This is a genomic window from Micromonospora sp. LOL_015 (assembly GCF_048060275.1).
In the GTDB taxonomy this organism is placed as follows: domain Bacteria; phylum Actinomycetota; class Actinomycetes; order Mycobacteriales; family Micromonosporaceae; genus Micromonospora_E.
This window is the reverse complement of record NZ_JBHMIO010000018.1, coordinates 15,203-36,778: the sequence shown is the minus strand read 5'-3', so window position 1 is coordinate 36,778 and position 21,576 is coordinate 15,203. Positions and strand designations below refer to the sequence as shown.

Below are 21,576 nucleotides of genomic sequence, written 5' to 3'. Positions count from 1 at the left end.
CCGGCCGGCGACGGCGGTCCGATGCCGTCTGCCGATTCGGTGCCGCCGTCGCTGCTGGTGCGCGATTTGCGGTTCAGCTACCCGGACGGGCATCCGGCGCTGCACGGGGTGGACCTGACCGTGCCCGCCGGGGCCCGGGTCGCGTTGCTGGGGCCCAACGGTGCCGGCAAGACCACGCTGGTGCTGCACCTCAACGGCGTACTTCGGGGCGGGTCCGGTCAGGTCGAGGTCGGTGGGCTGCCGGTGGACCAACGGCGGGCGACCCTGGCCGAGGTACGCCGCCGGGTCGGCATCGTCTTCCAGGATCCGGACGACCAGCTGTTCCTGTCGACGGTCGCCGAGGACGTGGCGTTCGGCCCGGCGAACCTGGGGCTGCGCGGTGCCGAGCTGGCGGCGCGGGTCGACGAGGCGCTCGACGCCGTCGGGATGGCGCAGCACCGGGACCGGTCCCCACAGCACCTGTCCTTCGGCCAGCGGCGGCGGGTGGCGGTGGCGACGGTGCTGTCGATGCGTCCGGAGATCCTGGTGCTGGACGAGCCGTCGTCGAACCTCGACCCGGCGGCCCGTCGAGAGCTGGCCGAGGTCCTGCACCGGCTGCCGGTGACGATCCTGATGGTCACCCACGACCTGCCGTACGCGTTGGAGCTGTGTGACCGGTCGGTGATCCTGGACGGCGGCCGGGTGGTGGCGGACGGTCCGACCACAGCATTGCTCGCCGACGCGGAGCTGCTGGCCCGGCACCGGCTGGAGCTACCGTTCGGCTTCGATCCGCTGCTCGCCGCGCGCCAGCTCGCCTCCGTCCGGGCCGACACCCTCCGGGCCGTCGCCGACGGCTCGACCGACGCTGTCCGGACCGGTGACGGGCTCCGCGCGCAGGCGTAGCACCGCGCCGACCGCCACGGCGGCCCCGCTGACCAGGACGGCGGCGACCGCGATCCGCGGCCACCAGGCCGGTCCGGGCACCGGGGCGATCGCCCGGGTGAACACGGCGGCGTTGGCGGCTCCGGCGAAGAGCGCCAGGCAGGCGCCGGTCAGGGCGAGGGCCAACTCGGCACCGGGCCGGCGGCGTGCCGCGTACCCGGCGGCAGCCAGCGCGGCCAGCCCGGTCAGCAACGCCCAGACCGGCCCGTCGAGCAGCACGCCGAGCAGGCCGAGCGGCCCACCCGTGCCGGATTCGACGGCGCGGGCCATCACATAGCCGACGGCGGTCGCGCCGCCGACGGCCAGCCCGCCGGCGGAGACCAGCTGTGCGGTCCACCGGCCGCGCCGGGCGGTGGTCACCAGAGCGACCGCCAGCAGTACGGTGCCGAGCAGCGTGCCGCCCCACCAGCGCAGCGGGTCGGGCGGCGGGATCCAGTCCAGCGTGCCGCGCAGCTCGACCGGGGTGACGCCGTCGCGCAGCGGCACCACCCAGTCGCGTACCCGGTGCACCTGGTCGGGTGCGGCCCGCACCGCCTCCGGCGGGGCGGCGTCCAGCCAGTAGGTTCGTTGGTCGTGCCAGCGGACCAGCGGTCGGTCGGCGATCCGTCGCCAGTCCGGGGGTGCGGCCGGGTCGGCGTCGGCAGGCACCGGGGTGTCGCCGGACAGGGTCTCGTTCTGGTAGGCGGTGGGGGAGCGCCGGTTCTGGTAGACCCCGTCCGGTCGGATCTCCAGGTACGGCTCCCCGGCGTAGCCGAGCACCTCGATCGGTCGGCCGCTGTGGTTGGTCAGCTCGAGTCGGGCGCCGGCCTCGACGACCCGTACGGTGAGCCCGTCGACGGCAGGCACGGTGCCGGTCACCGCCACCCGGTAGTCGGTGGCCGCGGGGGCGTCCGCGCCGTGCGCGGCGGCCGGTGCCGCGGCACCGGTGAGCAGCACCGCCGCCACGCCGGCGAACACCGCCAGCCGACCGACCAGTCGCGGGCCAGCCGGCTGCCGGGTGAACCGTGCGTCAGCTGGCCGTCGGGTGACCCGCACGTCAGCCGGCCGCGTCCACCGCGGCAGTGACGGCTTGGGCGCTCGATGCGACGGTCGCGCCGTCGACCATCACGGTCGGGGTGCCGCTGACCCCGGCCCGGCCGGCCTGCTCGGTGACGTGGGCCGGCCAGCCGGCGTAGGTGTCGTCCCGGACGCACTGGCCGAAGCTGCCGGTGTCCAGCCCGACCTCACCGCCGATGGCGATCAGCTGCTCCTCGCTGAGCCCGGGGCCGCCCTCGGCCGGCTGCTGCTCATAGAGCGCGGCGGCGTACTCCTCGAACTTGCCGCCGGCCGCCGCGCAGCCGGACGCCGCCGACGCCCGCGTCGAGTACGCGTCGTCGCTGAGCCGGTCGAGGATCGCGACGGGGTGGAACACGAGCGTGATCCTGCCATCCTCGACGAGCTGGTCCAGGGTCGGGCCGACCTGCTGTTCGAACTGCCGGCAGGCGGGGCACAGGAAGTCGGCGTAGAGGTCGACGGTGACCGGGCCGTCCCCGATCGGGATGCCGGAGTCGTCGGCGACCGCACCGGGCGGCGCGGTGTACTCGCCGCCGCGCTGGGTCTGGTAGACGGCCCAGCCGATCATGCCGGCGAGGACCAGCGCCACCACGGCCGCCACCGACGTCCAGAGGGCGCGCTGGCGCCGCCGCTCCCGGGCCAGCTGCTCGCGGACCACCCGGGCCGCCTTCTTCTGCTCCACTCGCCGGCTCATCGCCGTCACCCGCCGATCTACCTGAAAGATGACTATCTGTTGCTGTTTACCCACGAATCTGTCGACAGTGCCGTGCGCGGCCACCAGACCAAAAACCCGGCGAGCGCCAGGAAGGCAAGGTCGCGGGCGATTTCCGGGCCGTAGGCAGGGGTCTGCCCGGCGGCCAGTTCACCGCCGACGCCGAAGCAGCCGCAGTCGATCCGCAGCCCGCGCACCCACGCGGAGGTGATGCCGGCGATGAAGACGACCAGCAGGCCGGCTGAGACGACCGCGCAGAGCCGGGTGGCCAGCCCGATCAGCAGCAGCACCCCGAGCGCCAGTTCGACGAAGGGCAGCGCGGCGCCGATCACCATCGCCAGGTCGTACGGAAAGACCTGGTAGGCGTTGACCGCCCGGCCGGACCCGGCCAGGTCGGTGACCTTCGACCCGCCGGCGAACAACCAGACGGCGGCCAGCCCGAGGCGGACAGCGGCACCGACCCAGGGTTGTACCCTCATGTCTGTTAGTCGCTGCGCACCCGGTGCCGAGTTCCACGGCGACGCGCCAACAAACCGCAAAATCCGATGTCGTACGTCACATCGGGCATCGCTGGAACTTCGACCTCCGACCAGCCGACCAACCACCAATGAGGGGAGGCCGGGTCGCGCGGACCCAGGTGGACCGGCGAGCATATTCCCCATGACTGCCGCAACGAATAGATGGACGTCGCGCATCGCGGCTATCGCCGGCCTGCTGCTGGCGGCGCTGCCCGTGGTCCTGCTACCCGCCGCCGCGCCGGCCAGCGCGCACGCCGTCCTGGTCAGCACCAGCCCGGTGACCGACTCGGTGCTGCCGAACGCCCCGGCCGAAGTGGTGCTGACCTTCTCCGAATCGGTGCGGCAGGTCCCCGACCGGGTACGGGTGATCGCCCCGGACGGGCAGCGGGTCGACCAGGGCGAGCCGGTCTTCGACGGCGCGGTGGTCACCGTCGGCGTCGAACAGCAGACGTCGCGCGGCACCTACCTGGTCAGCTACCGGGTGATCTCCGCCGACGGACACCCGGTCAGCGGCGGCTTCACCTACTCGGTCGGCGCGCCGTCGGCGGTGCCCACCGACGACGGCGGCGCCGACACCGATCCGCTGGTCAGCGGGCTGCTCCAGGCGGCCAAGTTCGTCGGGTACGCCGGACTGCTGCTGATCGTCGGCCCGGTGCTGGTGCTGAGCATGCTCTGGCCGCGCCGGCTGGCCCGTGGCGGGCCGGGCCGCCTGACCTGGGCCGGGCTGGGACTCGTCGCGGCGGCCACCCTGGCCACCATCTGGCTGCAGGCCCCGTACGTCACCGGCGGCGGGATCGGCGACGCCGACGGCGCGGCGCTACGCGACGTCCTCGGCAGCGGGATCGGCGCCGCGTTGCTGGTCCGGCTCGGGGTGCTGGCCGCCACGGCGGTGCTGCTGCGGCCGTTCCTGGCCGGCTCGGAAGGCCGCAGTGACCAGATCCTGCTCGGCGTCCTGGCCGTCATCGGGGTGTTCACCTGGCCACTGGCCGGTCACCCGAGCGCCTCGCCGGTGCCGGCCGTCTCCGTCGTCATCGACGCCGTACACCTCAGCTCGATGGCGGTCTGGCTCGGCGGTCTGGCGATGCTCACGGTGTTCCTGCTCCGGCAGGCCGAGGAGCGGGAACTCGCCGCGATCCTGCCGATCTGGTCGCGCTGGGCGGCGTTGGCGGTCTGTGCCCTGCTGCTGGCCGGTACGGTGCAGGCGCTGATCGAGGTGGGCACGCTCGAGGCGCTGTTCGGCACCACGTACGGCCGGTTGCTGCTGGCCAAGATCGGCCTGTTCGGGCTGGTCCTCGCGGTGGCGGCGTACTCGCGGCAGCTGGTGCGCAATCGCAGCGCCGCCGGCCGTCCCGGCCGGATGCGGCAGGCGGTCGTCGCCGAACTGGCCGTCACCGCCGTGGTGCTGGCGGTCACCGCGGTGCTGGTGCAGACCACGCCGGCCCGGACCGCCATCGGCGAGGACCTGCGGGCCGGCAACGGCTACTTTTCCACCACGCTGAACAGTGACATCTACTCGCTGCAGGTGGAGGTGGACCCGGCCCGGCGGGGCAACAACTCGGTCCACCTGTACGCCTACACCGAGGAGAACCGGCCGCAGCCGGTGATCGAGTGGCAGGCCACGGCGGCGTTGCCGGCCAGCGGGGTCGAGCCGATCGAGATCCCGCTGCTGCCGCTGACCGACAACCATGCCACCGGTGAGATCAGCCTGCCGGCTGCGGGAGACTGGGAGCTGCGGATCACCGTCCGGATCTCCGACATCGATCAGGCGACCGTGACCACCACGGTGGAGATCAACTAGAAAGGGCTACTTCATGCTCCGTCACCGACGCACACCGGCCCGCGCCGCGGCGCTTACCGGTGCGGCCGTCCTCGTCGGCGTCCTCGGCCTGGCCACCCCAGCGGCCGCGCACATCACGGTGTACCCGTCGCAGGCCACCGTCGGCGACTACGCCCGCCTCGACTTCCAGGTGCCGAACGAGAGCGACGAACACAGCACGACCAAGGTCGAAGTGGTGATGCCGGAGGACACGCCGATTGCCTCGGTGTCGCTGGCCCGGGTGCCCGGCTGGACCGTCGAGGTGCAGACAGCGCCGGTCGATCCGCCGCTGGAGGTTCACGGTGCCCAGGTGACTGAGGCGGTGTCCCGGGTCGTGTGGACCGCCGAGACCCCGGAAGCCAGCGTGCAGCCGGGCGAGTTCCTGGACCTTCCGATCCGGATGGGTCCGCTGCCGGAGGCCGATCAACTGGTCTTCAAGTCGCTGCAGACCTACTCCGACGGCACCGTGGTGCGTTGGATCGAAGTGCCGGTGCCCGGCGAGGAGGAGCCGGCCACCCCGGCCAGCGTGCTCACGTTGACCCCGGCTGATGAGGACAGCCCGGCCGTCGGCGGTGGTCAGGAACAGGTCGACGACCAGGCGCCGGCCGACGACACCGCCACCGGCGAAAGCGACACCGGCGGCAACGGTGCCGCGCTCGGGGTGGGGATCGCCGGGTTGCTCGCCGGCCTCGGCGGGTTGGCACTCGGCGGGCTGGCGTTCGCCCGGACCCGCCGCCCGACGCCAGCTGCGGCAACTGCCCCAGCGGCCGCTACCCGCCCGGAGCCGACGTCGGGTAGCGGCGGATCGGCAGACTGACCAGCAGCAGCGCAACCGCCAGCACGTACAGGTTGCGCAACACGAAGGTGGCCGGATCGTCGGTCGGCACCTTCGCGTGCCCCCAGTCGATCAGTGACACGACACCGACGACCAGCGCTGCGAAGATGGCCGCCGCCAACGCCACCAACGCCGCCGGTCCGGCGGCCCGGACTCCGCTCCGGGCCGCCGCCGGCTGCGGCCCGGCGGCGACCAGCGGGCGGTCCGGCAGCGCCGCGTCGAGGAGCACGATCAGCGCCGGGACGAACCAGTAGACGTGGTGCGGCCAGGTGATCGGTGCGATCAGCGCGGCCACCAGGCCGGTCAGGGTCAGCCCGGCCAGCTCGTCGCCGGCCCGTACCGCGCGGGCCGCGCGCCACAGCCCGTAGCCGGCGGCGACGGCCACCAGCACCAGCCAGACCAGCCGGTCCGGCTCGGCCGGAGCGGCCAGCCGGGCGAGTAGCCCTTGCAGCGACTGGTTGCCGGTGTAGTCGCTGCGCCCCACCCGGTCGGTGCTCCACAGCTCGGTGAGCCAGAACCGCCACGACTCCGTCGGGGCGACCGCTGCGGCGAGCCCGGTGGCGGCCGCCGCCGCCAGGCAGGACACCCCCGCCGCCCGCCACCGCCGGGTGACCAGCAGGTAGACGATGAAGATCCCCGGGAACAGCTTGATCGCCGTCGCCAGGCCGACGCCGACGCCGGCCCATCGGGACCGCTTCGGTACGGCGAACAGCAGGTCGGCCAGGATCAGCACGACCAGCAGCATGTTGATCTGCCCGAGGAAGATCGTCTCCCGGGTCGGCTCGATCAGCACCACCAGCGGTACCGCCAGACCGGCCAGCCACCAGCGCGGCAGGCCGCGCCGGCGGGCGATCGGCGTGACCAGCCAGACCGTGGTGACCACCACCGCCAGCAGCGTGCCGACGGTGAACACAGCGGCGGCGGTCCCGGCGCCCACCGCCGCGAACGGGCGCAGCAGCAGCGCGGTGAACGGGGGATAGGTGAAGTAGAGCTGGCCCTGCACCACGTCGGGCTGAACGTAGTCGTAGAGCGGGTTGCCGTCGGCCCACCAGCGCATCGCGCTGAGGTAGATCTTCAGGTCGTAGAAGTCGTGCCGGTTGCCGTACCAGAGAAGGGCGGCGACCACGGCGGCGCTGAGCGCGACGACGACGGTGACCCGGCGCGGCGTGCGGGATCTGTCGTCAACGGGACGCGGCGCGGAGCCGCCCGGGAGGGTGTCGGCGGGCACGCCCGCGAGCCTAGCGGGGACCGCCGCCGGTGACCTGGCCGGCCGCTGGACGGTGCCGCGTAGGCTGTCCGCGTGGCGGATCTTCTTGTCTGGATCGACTGTGAGATGACCGGGCTCGACCTCGGCAGGGACGCGTTGATAGAGGTGGCCGCGTTGGTCACCGACTCGGACCTCAACGTGCTCGGTGACGGCGTCGACCTGGTGATCCATGCCGACGAGGAGACGCTGGCCGGGATGCCGGACGTGGTGCGGGAGATGCACGCCAAGTCCGGGCTGACCGAGGAGGTGCGGCGCTCGGCGGTCACCCTCGCCGAGGCGCAGGACCGGGTGCTGGAGTACGTGACCAGCTTCGTACAGGAGCCGAGGACCGCGCCGCTGTGCGGCAACTCGATCGCCACCGACCGGGGGTTCATCGCCCGCGACATGCCGCGACTCGACTCCTACCTGCATTACCGCATGATCGACGTCTCGTCGATCAAGGAGTTGTGCCGCCGGTGGTACCCCCGGGTCTATTTCGGGCAGCCGGCCAAGGGGCTGTCGCACCGGGCGCTGGCCGACATCCGGGAGAGCATCCGGGAGCTGGAGTACTACCGGCGGTCGATCTTCGTGCCGTTGCCCGGCCCGGACGTCGACGCGGCCAAGGCGATCGCCGCCGGCCTCTGACCGTCGCCGAACGACCGGCCGGTGGGCGGCGGCCGGGGGCCGGCCCGGCGGAACCCGCTCGACGTGATGCCCGCCGGTAGGGCTATCATTGGTCGGCACCCCACGCGGCAGTCCGCCGGGTGTGGTTCTTGGTGGCTGTAGCTCAGCAGGTAGAGCACCGGGTTGTGGTCCCGGGTGTCGAGGGTTCAAGTCCCTTCAGTCACCCCATACCGAAGCGCCCGGCCAGGATCAGATCCTGGCCGGGCGCTTTTGCTCGGTACCCGTTCCCGGGCGGGGACGGGTCAGGCCGGCGGGTCCGAGCTGGTCCCGGACCCGCCGGCGGCACCGCCCGGCGTCGACTCCGACTCGGTCGACTCGGTCGATCCGGGCTCGTACGGCAGGGCGCTGCCTTCGACGAGCTCGTCCCAGCTGAGGTTCCACACCGTCCAACCGTTGCCGTTGGCGAGCTGAACCTCGGTGCCCTTGACCGTGACCGGGTCACCGACCCTGGTCTGGTTGAACAGCCACTTGGCGTTGTCCGTCGACATGTTGACGCAGCCGTGTGACACGTTGCGTACCCCCTGGTCGGCCACCGACCACGGGGCGGCGTGGATGAACTCGCCACCCCAGGTCAGCCGCTGGGCGTACTCGATGTCCGTCCGGTAGCCCTCCTCCGGACCCAGCTCCTCGTACGTGTCGAAGACGGTCTCCTTCAGCTTCTCCATGACGATCATGGTGCCGCTGGAGGAGGGCGTCTTCGGCTTGCCGAGACTGACCGGGATCTCCTTGATCGTCTCGCCGTCCTTGGTGACCACCATCGTCTTGCTGGCGTTGTCCACTGTCATCACCAGCGCCGCGCCGACCTCGGCGTCCACGGCCAGGTCGTTGCGGCCGTACCAGCCGTCGCCCATCGGCAGGCCACCGGTCTGCGCCTTGTAGAACAGCTGGGTGCCGGCCTGCCAGAACTCGCGTGGCCGGAACTGGACCTCGGTAGGGCTCACCCAGTACCAGATGCCCTCCTGGGCGGGCTCGGTCTCGACGCTCAGCCGTCGCTGCACGTCGTCGCGGTAGTCCTGCGGGATCTCCCGGCTGAACCGCAGAATCAGTGGCATCGCGACGCCGACCACGTTGCCGTCGCCCAGGAAGCTGGACACCCGTACCTGGTTGCCCGGCTGGGCCATGGTCCGGAAGTTGTGGCTGGTCACGGTGGTCTCGCCGTCGTCGCCGGTCACCGTCACCGTCGCGGTGTACGCGGCGTCGTACTCCAACTGCCCGTTCGGCAGGAAGAAGGTGCCGTCGGCGTCGACCTCGCCCGGCACCGGGTTGCCGTCGGCGTCGGTCAACTCCACCGTGGTCTGCGCCGCCTCGGTGGTGGTGAACGTGATCGCCGTCGACGCGGGCACGTCGGTGGCGTCGGCGGCCGGCTCGGTGATCGTCGCTCGGGCCTGCGGGCTCGGGTCGGCTTCCGTACCGCCCTGCCAGGTGGGGGCGTCGCCGGCGCCGGTGCAGGCACCGGTGAGCGCGAGCGCGGCGGCGAGCGCGACGGCCGTGACAACCCGCGGTATGGGCGGTCGCGCCCGCCCGGTGCGCGGCTCTACCTGAAAGCAGCTGACTCGCATGATCCCCTCACGAAGTTCGGTCCCCGAATCCCATCGTCCATCAAAGACGCATTGGGGCAACTCCCGGGTTCGTGCCCCAACGTACGCAACAACGACACGGCTGACCGATATTCCCCGGATCGTCCGGTCCGCTCGGTCAGCCGTGTCTCATTCGTCCGTAGTTGGCAGTTATTCAGATGTCAAACTGTGCCCGCCTGACGTGGACCGGAAACGCATCGATCGTCATCCGGACGTCGCTGTCGGTACCGGCGCCGGCGTCGTCGGTGCCGGCGAACCAGCCCCTGCCGGCTGTAGATCGGCCGGCACTGGCAACGCACTACCTTTGACGAACTCGTCCCAGGTGAGGTTCCAGGCGGTCCAGCCGTTGCCGTCCGTCAGCTCCCGCTCGGTGCCCTTGACCGTGATCGGATCACCGACCTTGGTCTGGTTGAACAGCCACTCGGCGTTGGCCATCGACAAGTTGACACAACCGTGTGACACGTTGCGTACCCCCTGGTCGCCGACCGACCACGGGGCGGCGTGGATGAACTCGCCACCCCAGGTGATCCGCTGGGCGAACGAGATGTCCGTCCGGTAGCCCTCCTCCGGGCCCAACTCGGCGAAAGTGTCGAAAACGGTTTGTTCCTGCTTGTCCATCACCACCATGGTGCCGCTCGACGACGGCGTACTCGGCTTGCCGAGACTGACCGGCATCTGCTTGACCAGCTTGTCGTCCTTGAACATCGACAGCTGCTTGGTGGCGTTGTCGACCTCCACGGTCACCTTCTCGCCGATTTTCGCGGTGGCGCCCCGGTCCATGTCTCCGTACCGGCCGTCACCGGTCGGGTGACCGTCCAGCGCGATCCGAGTGGTCAACGTCGTGCCAGCCTGCCAAAAATCCGGAGCCCGGTAGAACGCCTGGGTACCGTTGGACACCCAGTACCAGGTGCCCGGCTGCGGCGGGTCGGTCTTGACGAACATCCGCTTCTGTACGCTGGCCCGCTCCTGCTCGGGGATGCCGGGGGAGAACTCGACCACCACTGGCATTGCCACCCCGTACGTCCGTCCGTCGAACAGGTAGAGGCCGGTGCCGGTCTGCGACCCGGATCTACCCATCGTGGTGAACGACGTGGTCTTGGTCTCCTCCTCCCCGGTGCTGCTGGTCGCGACGACAGTCGCCGTATACTTCTTCTGATTCTTGAGTGGTTTGTCCGGCACCCAGGCGGTGCCGTCCTCCCGCATACTGCCGCTGACCTCGCCGCCACCGTCCTCGACGAGGCTCACCGAGGTGACCTCCCCGCCGCTGACCGTGGTGCCGATCTCCGTGCTGATCGGCAGGTTCTTCGCGTCCGCCTTCGGCGCGATGGCGAACTCGAACGGCTCCGGCGAGGGTGTCGGACTCGCCGTGGCCACCTGGCCACTGACGAACCGTGGCGTTTTGCCCGATCCACACCCTGCCAGTGCCGCCGGTGCGATGACTGCCAGTGTCACCGCGACCGACCAACCCCTCCTGACCTTGTGCATGCCAGTCCCCGTTCCTTGTTCCGTCCCTGCCGACATCGTGCATCACCCGCCATGCCCTTCGTGCCTGATCCGGAAGGGTGCCAGATCCGCGCACGTGGGCAGGTCCGCCGGACAGACGGCTCGTTGCCGGCAACTGGTTGGAAGCTGGACGGCCGGACATGCTAGGGTTGCCCGCGTTGTCAGCGAGCGCCGCTAGCTCAACTGGCAGAGCAGCGGACTCTTAATCCGCGGGTTGTAGGTTCGAGTCCTACGCGGCGTACCAGACACCAAGGCCCCGACCAGGCGATTACCGCCCGGTCGGGGCCTTTGTCGTACGCCGTACAGGTGGCCGGGTGCTCGCCGGGCGCTCGGGAGCCGCTGGACCGGCCGGCCGCTGGCGGGACAGGTGTCGCCCCGCTGGGACGCCCATTGGCCACAGCACGATCCTCGGCTGGATTACTAGATGCGCACGGTCGGGTCAGGTGATGGCGATAGCGGCTGTCAGGGCCGGCAGGTCGTAGGGAACGATGAGCGCTAGCGGCCTTTCGGCCGTTCGTCCGCCCTGAGTGACGATCAAGACTGTGACGTGCTGGTCCACATCTGGTCTGCGACTGAGCCTGTCAATTGCCTCTGCTGCGGTGATGGTGCGTGGAACCTGGGCGGCGCGGTCGTGCTCTTCGGCGAACTGCATCATTTCGCGGACGGTCTGCTCTTCCGCGAGGCCCGTGTTTCGAACGAACGAATCGGCGAGCCACCGTCCGATCGCGTTGGTAGTCAATATCCCGATATAACCGCTTTGGTCGTAGACGGGCAGCTGGGAGTAGTTGAACCGCCGCACGTGGTCCAGCGCGACGCCGATCAGGTCCTCTGGATGGACTTGGCAGACTTCGCGGTGATCGAGCACGCTGAGGGCCGATGGCGGGGAGCTGATCTGGGTCCAAAGATTTCTAATCTCCGCCACGACGGCGTCGATCGGTTCGGCGATAGGGCGCCCCTCGTAGTAACAACTGTGACAAATCGCGTTGCGTAGCGACGCGAATGCGAGCAGGGCATTGAGGTGCGGGCGCGGTATCCTTTCCGTTCCGCGAACCTGTGGGCGAGCTGTCGCGCCGCCACCGGCGTCCCCGCCGACACCGGGTTCGCGACCAAACCCCGGCTCGCCACCGACCTGCTCGTCGAGACACTCGACGCCGGCGTACCGGTGCGGTGGTGCACCGCCGACGCCGTCTACGGACGGGACCGGCGGCTACGCGACACCTGCGAGACCCGGGGCATCGGCTACAGCCTCGGCGTGCCGTGCTCGTTCCGGATCACCCTGCCCGGCTGGCGGACGAAGATCCGCGCCGACACCGCCGTCACCACCCTGACCACCGACACCGCCTGGCAGACCGTGTCCTGCGGGGCGGGCTCCAAAGGCGACCGCTGGTACGCGTGGGCGTGGATCGCCACCACCAGCCCCCGCCACCACCTGCTCGTACGCCGGAGCCTGACCGACCCCGACGACCTCGCGTACTTCTACTGCTGGACACCCGAACATCTCCCTGCGACCCTGCCAGCGCTGGTGAAGGTGACCGGCCGGCGGTGGACGATCGAGGAGGACCACGGGTCCTGGCGGGCTCAAGGAGTGATCCACGCGGTCGGCATGCGCGCACCACACCGATTCGCCGAGGAATGGGCCGCCGCCGACGGGCCGCAAGCGGCCCGAGACACGCCGCTGGCTGCACCTGTACGACCAGGTGCGCCCCGACGTGATCACCACCCGTTACAACCTCCTCAGCCCGCTCTACGCCGACCATGAGACCGACATCTTCCGCTTCGCCCGCCGCGACGGCCTGGGCGTCCTGATCAAGCAAGTCCTCGGGCAGGGCCTTCTGCCCCAAGCCGGGTCCGACCCTGACCAGCGGCAGTACAGCACTGGCGACCACCGCCGCGCCGACCCAACTTTCACGCCGGGCAACCGCCGTCAGCTCCACGCCCGCCTCGCGCCCCTGCGCCACCGATACGGACACAGCCCTGCCAACATGGCGCGGCTCTGCGTGCAGTACGCCCTGCACCACTCCCCTGATGCCGCGATCCTCGTCGGCTTCTGGAACGCTGAGCAGATCGACACCGTCCTCGCCGCCCTAGACCATCCACTCCACGCCGACGACATCACGCAGATCCGCGCCGTGCTCTGCGACAACCCGTACATCGACTGATAGGAACAACACCGTGCGCTACATCGAGGTCGAGAAGAAGTACCGCCTGGTCGATGCCGAGGTCCTCAGGGCCAGACTCACCGACATCGGCGCGAAACCCGCCGAGCCCACCCGACAGGTCGACGCCTACTACAACGCCCCGCACCGCGACTTTCTCGCTCCGACGGTGATCTCTGAGTGGCTGCGTATCCGCAACGAAGACCACGGAGCGTCGATCAACTTCAAGCGCTGGCACCCCGTTGATGCCATCGTCAAGACCCATGCCGACGAGTACGAGACCCGTGTCGGGGATGCCGAGGCCGTCCGCCTCCTGCTGGAATCTCTGGACTTCCAACCTCTCGTGACTGTCGACAAGACCCGCGAGGCGTGGACCCTGCCCGACGTGGAGATCGTCCTCGACCACGTGGTGGACGCTGGCGACTTCGTCGAGTTCGAGTTCAAGGGTGAGGCCGTGGACGTCGGCGACGCCACGCAGCGCCTGAACGCGTTCATCGCCTCCCTTGATATCGAACTGGGCCAACCGGTCAACAAGGGCTATCCACACATCCTTCTCGGCCGCGACCACTGACCGCCAGGACCTGCGGCGGCCACCCACGCCGAGCTCGCCGCCCACGCCTTCTTCTGATGAGCCGGCTCGGCGAACGCGCCGCCGCCCTCGCGACCAGCCGGGCTGCTCTTCCGGGGAGCTACACGGCCGACTCGTTGTGCCTGCGTACCAGCTCGGGCAGCTCGGCTAGCGAGTCGAGATGGAAGACGCAGCGGCCGCTGATGGTCTTGTCGTCGAGGATATGTGCCCAAGGTCCGCGTCGTACCAGGGCGGTCGCGAGCCCGGCCGCTTGTGCAGGTCGGATGTCGTTGTCCAGCCGGTCGCCGACGTACAGCACCTGGGCGGCGGGGCAGCCGGCCTGCACGACGATGCGATCGAAGAACGCGGCCGAGGGTTTCTCGACATTCCAGCCGTCCGAGGTGCCGATCACGTCGACCGCCAGGTCCAGCGCGCGCAGGATGGTCTCGGCCCGGGCGGTCTGGTTACCGGCTAGGCCGACCTGCACGCCCAGCTTCCGAAGAACGGCCAGGCAGGGCCGGGCATCGGGATACAGGTTCTCCTCGGAGAAATGCTCCGGCTGCCCGGCGTCGGCTCGGCGCTGCCGCTCCTCGGCAAGGTCGAACCCGGGCCGGAACACCTGGAACGTCTCCCGGTAGTCCAAACCACGGGCGATGACCGCCCCGAAGACGGCCGAGAAGGTGTGCCGCGGGACGCCGAGCCAGTCCGCCCAGGTCCCGTACTCACGGGACTCGTCGACGATGGTCTCGCCACGTCGAAGAACACGCTCGCGATCACCCGGCGATTGTGCCCGGCACGCCCAGCCAGAGCAACGTGCATCGCGAGTCGGACCAGCAATGCGGCGATAGGGTGCGGTACATGGGAGCCGGTGCTCGGCGGGCAAGTGATTGGACGATCCACGACGAGCGGGTCATCGACGACACGAGGCGTGCCGTGCTGAGCATCGCTGACGTCGAACTACCCGACGGCGTCCGGTTCGAGCAGTACGTACTCAGGTCGCCGTCCGCCGCGATGGTGATCGTCCTGGACGACGCCGACCGGGTGCTGATGATGTGGCGGCACCGGTTCATCATCGACCGGTGGGTCTGGGAGCTGCCGGGCGGCTACCTTGACCACGACGAGGACCCCGTCGTCTGTGCGGCGCGGGAGGTCGAGGAGGAGACCGGCTGGCGGCCCAGAAGCATGGAACCGCTGCTGGGATTCCAGCCTATGGTCGGCACCATCGATCAGCAGGACATCATCTACCTGTCACGAGGGGCCGACCCCACGGGCACCGTGCCTTGTTGTCGGCTGGTGGGCGACGATCACGGCGTCGGGGCGGTGAGCTATGACATGGCCAGACGAGACCAGGGCTTGGCGGCGCCGAGGGAACCCACACGGTTGTCTCAGCGCCGATTTGACGACAACGACGGTTCCCTCGACGGCCGGATCAACGTACGAACTGGAGTGGGCGGACCTGCGTTCAACTGCTCGGTCGACCATCCAGGTGACGGAGCTGCTCGGACAGCTCGGTAGCCACCTGCTCCGGTTCGGCCAGGCAACGCCACGCGGGCACTCGGCGGCCGGTGCCGTGGCGGGCGGCGACGTCGAGGCGGGCAAGGACCTTGCGCAGGGCGCGGCCGGACGGATCGCCGGCCGGGTCGTCGACGTAGACGGCGACTTGCCGACCGGCCTGGCGGATGACGATATCGGCGATCTGCCCGGCAACGGCGACGTCCCGTTGTACGGCGACCCCGGCCTCGAGCAGGGCACGGTGCAGCTGATCGGCGGGCCCTGGGACGGCGTCCGGCAGCGCCGCGGTCGACCTGTGGCCGAGGGCTACGGCGGTGAGCAGGCCCCGTTGGCCCGACCACCACGACCGGTCGCCGACGACGACGAGCTGGGATCGGGCCCGGGTGATGGCGACGTTCCACAGGTTCGTCTGGTGGGCGAGCCAGTCCCGGGTGCGGTCACCGATGCCGTGGGCACCGACCGGTGAGACGACCATGATGTCGCGTTCGCTGCCCTGGAACCGGTGGATGGTCGCGCAGAGCAGGTTCTCGGACAGGCCGGCGGCCTGGAGCGCGGACTTCAGGCCGCGCTGCTGCGCGGCGAGCGGTGTGACCACTCCGATGGATGCCTCCGGGAAGGCCGCGCGAAGTTCGGCCACCTCGGTCACCACCGCCGCGATCTCGACGTCGTTGCGTCCGGACCCGGTTGGTCCGTAGCTGTACGTACCCGGCACGTCGCGCCACCGTACGGCCGGTTCGGCGGGCGCGGTCAGGCGGGCCGGATCGGTCAGCACGGTGAGCCGGCCCTGGTACACCTCCTGGTTCGGGGCGTCGACGATGTCCGGGTGGCAGCGGTAGTGCTCGTCGAGCAGATAGGCCGTGCCAGCCGCTGCGGCGAACGCGTCGTACGCCGAATGGCGTGCGTAGCGCAGCCGTCGGGTGTTCAACCATCCGGTGCCGAGCCCGGCCTTGATCTGCTCGGCGAGATCATCGGTCTCGGCAAGCTCGACGACGGGTGGCAACTGCCGGGGATCGCCGATGATCAGTGCCCGTTTGGCGCGGAACAGCATGGGCAGGATCGCCGGCACGGTGCACTGCGCGGCCTCGTCGATCACGACGAGGTCGTACATCGCCGGCTCCCGCCGCATCCATCGCACGGACAGCGCCGTGACGGCCCAGCCCGGCAGCACCCGAAGTAGCTCCGGGAAGTAGGCCCAGCTGTCCGGCCTGGCCTTGGCCATCTCGTCGGCCCGGTTCTGCAGCAGTCGGGCCCCGGACGTCACCCGCTGGGCGATCTGGGCGCGCAGTAGTTCGACGCTGCGCCGAGGCCGCTCGACGCCGATGAGTTCGGTCAACCGCCGCCACGACGTCTCGGCAGCGGGCAGCGCGTCGGCCTGTCGCCGACAGTCCCGCCACCGCAGCTCGATGACGGCACGTTCACCGAGGGCTCGGATCGCATCCTGGTCGCCGGCGCCGTGCCGACGCATCCGCCAGCGGTACCACCAGCCGAGCCACCGGCTGGTCAGCGCACGGTCAGTGAGCCGGTACAGCCGCGCGAGCGCCGCGTCGTCGTCCGGCAGCCCGGCCGCTGCGGCATCGCGGCCGGCCCGGTGCTCGTGGCGCGGCCCCGGTCGGCGCTCGGCCGCGAGGTCGGCCAGGTCGCGTTCGAGTAGCCGCTGATCGTCCAGGCTCTGCCGCAGGCCGTTGATCTCGTCGGCGATCAGGCGGAGTTCGTACAGCGGTGTCCGATCGTCGGGCGCCTGGTGGCTCTCGGCCGACGGGTACGCGGCGATCAGGTCGGCGATGTGCTTCGGCTCCTGCAGCCGGTGCTCCTTGTTCCCGGTGCGCAGCACCAGCCCGGGACCGAGCAGCTCGCCGACCCGGTCGAACACCGCGTCCACCGCCTGGTTGCTGGTGGAACCGATCAGCACACTCTGGCCGGCGGCGGTGGCGGTGGCGAGCAGCGCGGTGACCAGTTGACTCTTGCCGGTCCCCGGTGGACCCTGCGCGACGGTCAACGGCTGCGACATCGCGGCGCGGATGATCTCCTCCTGCGCCTCGTTGGCCGGAGCCAGCGCGACGGTCGCCATCGACACCGGAGCCTCCTCGCCCGGGCCCGCCGCGAGGGTTGCCAACGCCGTCCGGTCGATGAGCCGGGGATTCTTGATCATGCCCTGGAGGTCGACGACGAGCTGCTGCTGTGGCGAGGCCGTGGCGTCGACGGAGTAGAGCAGTGCGGCGTTCTGCACCCGGTCCAGTGGCCCGGGACGCGGTGGGCCGACCAGCGCAGTCGGGTCGAGGTCCGCCACCGGAGTCAGACCGAACGTCTTCATCAGCAGGTCGACGGTGGCGGTGAGGGCCGCCGGGTCACCGGGTACGAAGACCTGTCCGACCCGTTGCAGCAGTTCGTCGGACTCCACGTCGGACAGCTGCAGCAGGTCGAGCAGCGCCGGGCCGGGTCGTGGCGGGAAGGAGGCGTGCACGACCTCGTCGGTGCCCACCGTGACGTCGCAGATCAGCAGCGGCGTCCACCGTACCGGCCGCTGCCTGGCGGGTCGGACCGCGACGACCGGATAGCCGTACTGCAGCTCCTTGCCGTCGTTGCGGGCCCGGACGGCCAGCGCGGATGCCCGGCCGGTCAACCGGACCGGCGAGGCCGCCGTGAACACGGCCTCGGCACCGGCCGGTGCCGGGGCGTATGTGCTGACCGCTCGCGGGTCGATGAAGGACCGCAGGGCGGCCGAGCGCTCCATGCAGTTGACGTAGTAGGTGATCAGGCGGCGCCACTGGTCGGCGTCGAACGGCGCGTCGTCGGCAGGGGTCGCCGGGCTGCTGTCAGCCTGCGCCCCGGCGGCCGCCGAGTCCGGCGTCGCGACCAGCCGGATGGGTTCGGTCACCCCCTCGCTCGACTCGACCGGTGAGTGCTGCCGCTGTCGGGCCATCTCGGTCATCGCGTAGCGGGAGAGGTCATTGGTGGTGACCCAGCCGTCGGCGGACCCGTCGGCCGCGCCACGCAGCCCGTCGAGCAGCACTGCGGTGAACACCGACGGCCGATCGGGCCCCTGCGCCTTTGCCGCCTTCATATGGGTGCTGGAGGTCAGGACGAAGGTGCCTCGTTCGCGCTTGCCCCGGCGAGGTTCCTCCCGTACGCCGCCCCGGAACCGGTGCCGTGCGGTGAAGGCTCCGGAGAAGCAACAGTCGAGCAGGACGACCTTCTGACTGGCCTTGGTGCTGTTCAGCAGATGCCGCAGGGAGCCGTCGACATCGAAGGCGGTGGCGTGCAGCTGCCCGGCGTGGGAATCCGTGGCGGTGAGAAACAGCGACTCCCGGTCCTCGTGCAGCACGCCGTGTCCGGAGTAGTACAGCAGGGCCAGGTCGTCTCTGCCGCACCGGCCGTAGAACTCCTCAACGACCTGGCGTAGGTGTGCGACCGGCCGGTCCAGTTGGGCGTCGACGGTGTCGAAGCCGCCGCTGCCGTCGAGTAGCGTCTTGAGCTGGGAGACGTCCTGGCGTACCGAGGGCAGCGCCGGGAGTCGCCGATCGGCGTGGTAACTGGCTGTGCCGAGCAGCAGCGCGTGTCGGCCCATCAGCGGTGGCCCGCTTCGATCGCGGCCCGTACCGTCTCGATCAGTTCGGCGGTCTCTCCCCGCGTGGGCTGGTCGATTGTCAACTCGACGTCGCCGACGCGGAGCTGGACGCGGCGGCCGGTGTGGCGTTGCAGGAACGCCACGATCACATCGACCAGCGACTGTACGTATGAGGGGTCGACGCTGGTCAGTACGGTGACGGCTGCCAGAGCCAGCTCCGCGATGCCCTTGCTCGCTGGATCGGGGGCGAGCGGAATGCGCCGTACGTCCCCGACCTCACGAAGATCGTTTGCCAGCTCCTCGGTGAGCTGGTCGAGAACGAAATCGTCATCGCCGGTCAGCGGTGTGAAAGTGACCTCGACACGTACCTGCGACACGCAGCCTCCTCCTGTTTCGCGACGAGAAGGCTACGGAGTCGCCGATGCGGCCGGGTGCGTCTGTCGGCTATCCGATCGTACCGTCAACCGGTCGATGCCCGCCGTCGGTGATCTCATCGACCATCGTCGAATAACTGTTGGTTCAAGGACAGAAGCCTCGCCAGTCGGGAGATGACGATGAAGATTCACCTATGGGAATGCGTCCGAGTAGAGATCACCGGACACCCACCTCATCATCGGGAGGTTCCATGGACAACAAGGCGCGCCGGACGCTCGGTGTCCTCGTCGCGACGGCGGCGTTGGCGCTGGCTGCCGCGGCGACACCCGCTGCGGCCACACCCACCAGCACCGTCGACATGGTCACCCCGGTCTCCGACACGGGCGAAACCATCAACCCGGCGATCCTCGCCGAGCGGATCGACGAGACGATGGTTCAGGCCACCCGACCGGCGGTGCGGCGCGGCGCTGACGGGACGGACCGGGCGCCCGCCGCCCAGGTCGAAGGCAGGACCGAGCCGGGCGAGATCGGCATCAGCAGCATCATCGGTACGGACAACCGTTACCAGACGACCCCGGCGGACTGGTGGCCGGCGAGCTCCACGGTCCACATCACCCGTACCTCCGGTGGGGTCACCCGGGGGCACTGCACCGGTTGGATGATCGGTGCCGACACGCTGATCACCGCCGGCCACTGCGTCTATCCCCGAAACGGCACTGCGTGGTACCCGCGCAACGAGTTCACCGTCTGGCCGGGACGCGACGGCGGTTCCACGCCGTACGGCTCGTGCAGCGTTGCCAGCCTGCACTCGGTCGCGGGCTGGGTGAACAGTTTCACCAACGGTTACGACTACGGTGCGATGAAGCTCAACTGTACGGTCGGCAACAGCACCGGGACCTTCGGGTTCATGTGGACCTCCGCCAGCCAGAATGGCACGTCGACCTACAACCGGGGCTACAGCGGGGACAAGTCCTTCGGCACCCAGTGGGCCAGCTCCGACCAGATCCGGGTGACCCAGTCCACCGAGCTGTTCTACCATCACGACACGGTCGGCGGTAACAGCGGCGGACCCGTCTACACGTATTCCGTGACCGACTGCGGCCCCTGCGCCGTGGCGGTACACGCGCATGGCCTGCACGGCAGCGGGGCGCCGAACAACAACCACAACAGCGGACCGCGGATCACCGAGCCCGTGTTCAACAACTTCATCTACTGGCGCGACCTGTAGTACGACGCATGACGGCCCTGTCCGGTGACCGCGCAACCCGGTCGCCGGGCGGGGGTCGGCGCGGCGGCGACGCCAGCAGCTCGCCACAGGTTCTTGGTACTCTGTGTGATCGAACAATGGCGTGATGCGAAGACTGGCCGCGAAACGAGGACTGGCCATGAAACCAGTACGACGTTCACTTCTGTCGGTGCTGTTCGTCAGCTTGCTGATGGCGGGCTGTGCGACTGAATCGTCGCCTTCGTCCGGACCGTCGGTCCCCAACAGTCCGGACACCCCCGTCTCCGACCAGCGGGACGTGCCATCGGGGTCGCCGGGTACGGTAGCTGGTCGCGGCACGGCGATCATCGAGGTACGGAACCCGGCGGGTGAACCGCTGCCGGTGATCCCGGTGGAGGTCCGTACGGTCGACTGGCCGATGCCCGCAGGACTGTCCGAGGACATCGCCCGGATGACTGACGCGCGTGGCGAGTACATCTGGACCGATCTGCCACCGGGGGAGTACGAGTTCACCGTACGGGTTCCGGGCGAGGACGTCGCCGCGGCCCGGCGGGTGACCGTGGCGGCGGACGAGACCAGCCGGGTGCCGATGACCCTCGGCTGATCAGCATCCGGTCCGGCCCGACGTCGGCCGTGGCGCGGTCGTGGGTCAACCGTGGCGCAGCTCGCGCCGGGACAGACCGAAGCTGAACGCGGCCAGCAGCGTCGCCCCGCAGGCCAGGAAGACCGCCGTACTGCCGTACCGGTCGACCACCAGGCCGAGCACCACGCCGGCGGAGAACAGCCCACCGACCAGCGAGCCGGCGGTGAACGCGGCCAGTAGTCCACCCAGCCCGCCCGCGCCGGCCGCCAGCTCGCCGTTGCTGAGCGACCGCAGCCCGATCCGGACCATACCGCCGACGGTCAGGTTGGCGGCGGCGGTCACCAGCAGCACGGTACGCAGCAGCACCGACCCACGCAGCAGCCGCCAGAACCCGACCGGCGGCGCGTCCGACGGCGGGGCCGCGCGAGCGCAGCGGCGCGAAACTGAGCTTCGGCAGGGCCAGCCGAGCCGTCGTCGCGGCCGCCGCAGTCTCAGTCGTCGAATCAGGCGCCGAGTTGCTGGTCCAGATGTAGTGGATCGCGCCGTCCGGGGCGACGGTCAGGTCGAGGATGGTGCCGGGTGGAGTGGCGACGGTAATCTGCTCACCGGTTTCGGGGTCGGCCAGCAGCAGCCGGCTGCGCCCGGTTTGGTCGTGCTGGACGAGGATCCGCCCGTCGTCGCCGTACCAGTGGGCAGTGATCTCCGACTCGAATGACAGGCCCTGGGA

The 21,576-nt window shown here is 70.1% G+C and carries 19 protein-coding genes, 2 tRNA genes and 3 pseudogenes; 13 read left to right on the top strand and 11 right to left on the bottom strand.

The window, feature by feature from the left end:
- Positions 1-21: 21 nt before the first annotated feature.
- A pseudogene (locus ACFHWU_RS16290) lies at positions 22-771 on the top strand (energy-coupling factor ABC transporter ATP-binding protein); the annotation flags it as partial.
- On the opposite strand, the gene ACFHWU_RS16285 reads toward ACFHWU_RS16290, so the two are convergent.
- The 3 genes from ACFHWU_RS16285 to ACFHWU_RS16275 are packed head-to-tail and all read right to left on the bottom strand — an operon-like array spanning position 751 to position 3,165.
- A complete protein-coding gene (locus tag ACFHWU_RS16285; protein ID WP_416554648.1) occupies positions 751-1,956 on the bottom strand; it encodes a hypothetical protein in 1,206 nt (401 codons plus the stop codon). The pseudogene ACFHWU_RS16290 and the gene ACFHWU_RS16285 overlap by 21 nt on opposite strands.
- Position 1,957: 1 nt before the next feature.
- A complete protein-coding gene (locus ACFHWU_RS16280; protein ID WP_416554646.1) occupies positions 1,958-2,668 on the bottom strand; it encodes a DsbA family protein in 711 nt (236 codons plus the stop codon).
- Positions 2,669-2,700: 32 nt separating this feature from the next.
- Positions 2,701-3,165, bottom strand: a complete 465-nt coding sequence (locus tag ACFHWU_RS16275; RefSeq protein ID WP_416590934.1) for a MauE/DoxX family redox-associated membrane protein — start codon at positions 3,163-3,165, stop codon at positions 2,701-2,703.
- Between the two features lie 172 nt (positions 3,166-3,337).
- On the opposite strand from ACFHWU_RS16275, the gene ACFHWU_RS16270 reads away from it, so the two are divergent.
- Both ACFHWU_RS16270 and ACFHWU_RS16265 read left to right on the top strand, forming a co-directional pair.
- Positions 3,338-5,002, top strand: coding sequence for a copper resistance CopC/CopD family protein (locus ACFHWU_RS16270; RefSeq protein ID WP_416590969.1), 1,665 nt, complete (start codon positions 3,338-3,340; stop codon positions 5,000-5,002).
- Between the two features lie 13 nt (positions 5,003-5,015).
- Positions 5,016-5,837, top strand: a complete 822-nt coding sequence (locus ACFHWU_RS16265) for a YcnI family protein (protein WP_416568312.1) — start codon at positions 5,016-5,018, stop codon at positions 5,835-5,837.
- On the opposite strand, the gene ACFHWU_RS16260 is transcribed toward ACFHWU_RS16265, so the two are convergent.
- Positions 5,791-7,083 carry a glycosyltransferase family 87 protein gene (locus tag ACFHWU_RS16260; protein WP_416554640.1) on the bottom strand — a complete coding sequence of 431 codons (1,293 nt, stop codon included), beginning with the start codon at positions 7,081-7,083 and terminating at the stop codon, positions 5,791-5,793. The genes ACFHWU_RS16265 and ACFHWU_RS16260 overlap by 47 nt on opposite strands.
- 72 nt (positions 7,084-7,155) lie before the next feature.
- Here ACFHWU_RS16260 and orn point away from each other — a divergent pair, with 72 nt between their 5' ends.
- Entirely contained in the window at positions 7,156-7,746 is a 591-nt protein-coding gene (gene orn, locus ACFHWU_RS16255; RefSeq protein ID WP_416554638.1) for an oligoribonuclease, read from the top strand.
- A 131-nt stretch (positions 7,747-7,877) separates the two neighbouring features.
- Positions 7,878-7,953 (top strand) — tRNA-His (locus ACFHWU_RS16250).
- Between the two features lie 74 nt (positions 7,954-8,027).
- Here ACFHWU_RS16250 and ACFHWU_RS16245 read toward each other — a convergent pair.
- Both ACFHWU_RS16245 and ACFHWU_RS16240 read right to left on the bottom strand, forming a co-directional pair.
- The gene (locus tag ACFHWU_RS16245; protein ID WP_416554636.1) at positions 8,028-9,344 is read right to left on the bottom strand and encodes an Ig-like domain-containing protein; all 1,317 of its coding nucleotides are present in this window, start codon (positions 9,342-9,344) and stop codon (positions 8,028-8,030) included.
- 222 nt (positions 9,345-9,566) lie between these two features.
- Entirely contained in the window at positions 9,567-10,847 is a 1,281-nt protein-coding gene (locus ACFHWU_RS16240; protein WP_416568311.1) for an Ig-like domain-containing protein, read from the bottom strand.
- A 186-nt stretch (positions 10,848-11,033) separates the two neighbouring features.
- Here ACFHWU_RS16240 and ACFHWU_RS16235 point away from each other — a divergent pair.
- A tRNA-Lys gene (locus ACFHWU_RS16235) sits at positions 11,034-11,109 on the top strand.
- Positions 11,110-11,304: 195 nt separating this feature from the next.
- On the opposite strand, the gene ACFHWU_RS16230 is transcribed toward ACFHWU_RS16235, so the two are convergent.
- Positions 11,305-11,787 carry a CBS domain-containing protein gene (locus tag ACFHWU_RS16230; RefSeq protein ID WP_416590933.1) on the bottom strand — a complete coding sequence of 161 codons (483 nt, stop codon included), beginning with the start codon at positions 11,785-11,787 and terminating at the stop codon, positions 11,305-11,307.
- A 96-nt stretch (positions 11,788-11,883) separates the two neighbouring features.
- Here ACFHWU_RS16230 and ACFHWU_RS16225 point away from each other — a divergent pair, with 96 nt between their 5' ends.
- The 3 genes from ACFHWU_RS16225 to cyaB are packed head-to-tail and all read left to right on the top strand — an operon-like array spanning position 11,884 to position 13,592.
- The gene (locus ACFHWU_RS16225; protein ID WP_416590932.1) at positions 11,884-12,624 is read left to right on the top strand and encodes a transposase; all 741 of its coding nucleotides are present in this window, start codon (positions 11,884-11,886) and stop codon (positions 12,622-12,624) included.
- Positions 12,575-13,024 (top strand): aldo/keto reductase, encoded by a 450-nt coding sequence (locus ACFHWU_RS16220; RefSeq protein ID WP_416590931.1) that lies wholly within the window; start codon positions 12,575-12,577, stop codon positions 13,022-13,024. Before ACFHWU_RS16225 ends, ACFHWU_RS16220 begins: the two co-directional genes overlap by 50 nt.
- Positions 13,025-13,037: 13 nt before the next feature.
- A complete protein-coding gene (gene cyaB / locus ACFHWU_RS16215) occupies positions 13,038-13,592 on the top strand; it encodes a class IV adenylate cyclase (RefSeq protein ID WP_416590930.1) in 555 nt (184 codons plus the stop codon).
- Positions 13,593-13,710: 118 nt separating this feature from the next.
- Here cyaB and ACFHWU_RS16210 read toward each other — a convergent pair.
- A pseudogene (locus tag ACFHWU_RS16210) lies at positions 13,711-14,366 on the bottom strand (HAD family hydrolase).
- Positions 14,367-14,447: 81 nt separating this feature from the next.
- Between ACFHWU_RS16210 and ACFHWU_RS16205 the strand changes: the two are divergent.
- Positions 14,448-15,104 (top strand): NUDIX hydrolase, encoded by a 657-nt coding sequence (locus ACFHWU_RS16205; protein WP_416590929.1) that lies wholly within the window; start codon positions 14,448-14,450, stop codon positions 15,102-15,104.
- Here ACFHWU_RS16205 and ACFHWU_RS16200 read toward each other — a convergent pair.
- Both ACFHWU_RS16200 and ACFHWU_RS16195 read right to left on the bottom strand, forming a co-directional pair.
- A complete protein-coding gene (locus ACFHWU_RS16200; protein ID WP_416590928.1) occupies positions 15,052-18,666 on the bottom strand; it encodes a caspase, EACC1-associated type in 3,615 nt (1,204 codons plus the stop codon). The genes ACFHWU_RS16205 and ACFHWU_RS16200 overlap by 53 nt on opposite strands.
- Positions 18,666-19,043, bottom strand: a complete 378-nt coding sequence (locus tag ACFHWU_RS16195; RefSeq protein ID WP_416554608.1) for a hypothetical protein — start codon at positions 19,041-19,043, stop codon at positions 18,666-18,668. The genes ACFHWU_RS16200 and ACFHWU_RS16195 overlap by 1 nt, the downstream gene beginning before the upstream one ends.
- Positions 19,044-19,291: 248 nt before the next feature.
- On the opposite strand from ACFHWU_RS16195, the gene ACFHWU_RS16190 reads away from it, so the two are divergent.
- The gene (locus ACFHWU_RS16190; RefSeq protein ID WP_416568305.1) at positions 19,292-20,269 is read left to right on the top strand and encodes a trypsin-like serine peptidase; all 978 of its coding nucleotides are present in this window, start codon (positions 19,292-19,294) and stop codon (positions 20,267-20,269) included.
- Between the two features lie 295 nt (positions 20,270-20,564).
- A complete protein-coding gene (locus tag ACFHWU_RS16185) occupies positions 20,565-20,870 on the top strand; it encodes a carboxypeptidase-like regulatory domain-containing protein (protein WP_416554604.1) in 306 nt (101 codons plus the stop codon).
- A 45-nt stretch (positions 20,871-20,915) separates the two neighbouring features.
- Here the strand turns inward: ACFHWU_RS16185 and ACFHWU_RS16180 are convergent.
- Positions 20,916-21,278: pseudogene (locus ACFHWU_RS16180) on the bottom strand (hypothetical protein); the annotation flags it as partial.
- Positions 21,279-21,381: 103 nt separating this feature from the next.
- Here ACFHWU_RS16180 and ACFHWU_RS16175 point away from each other — a divergent pair.
- Complete coding sequence (locus ACFHWU_RS16175) at positions 21,382-21,564, top strand: hypothetical protein (protein ID WP_416590927.1); 183 nt, start codon at positions 21,382-21,384, stop codon at positions 21,562-21,564.
- Positions 21,565-21,576 lie beyond the last annotated feature (12 nt).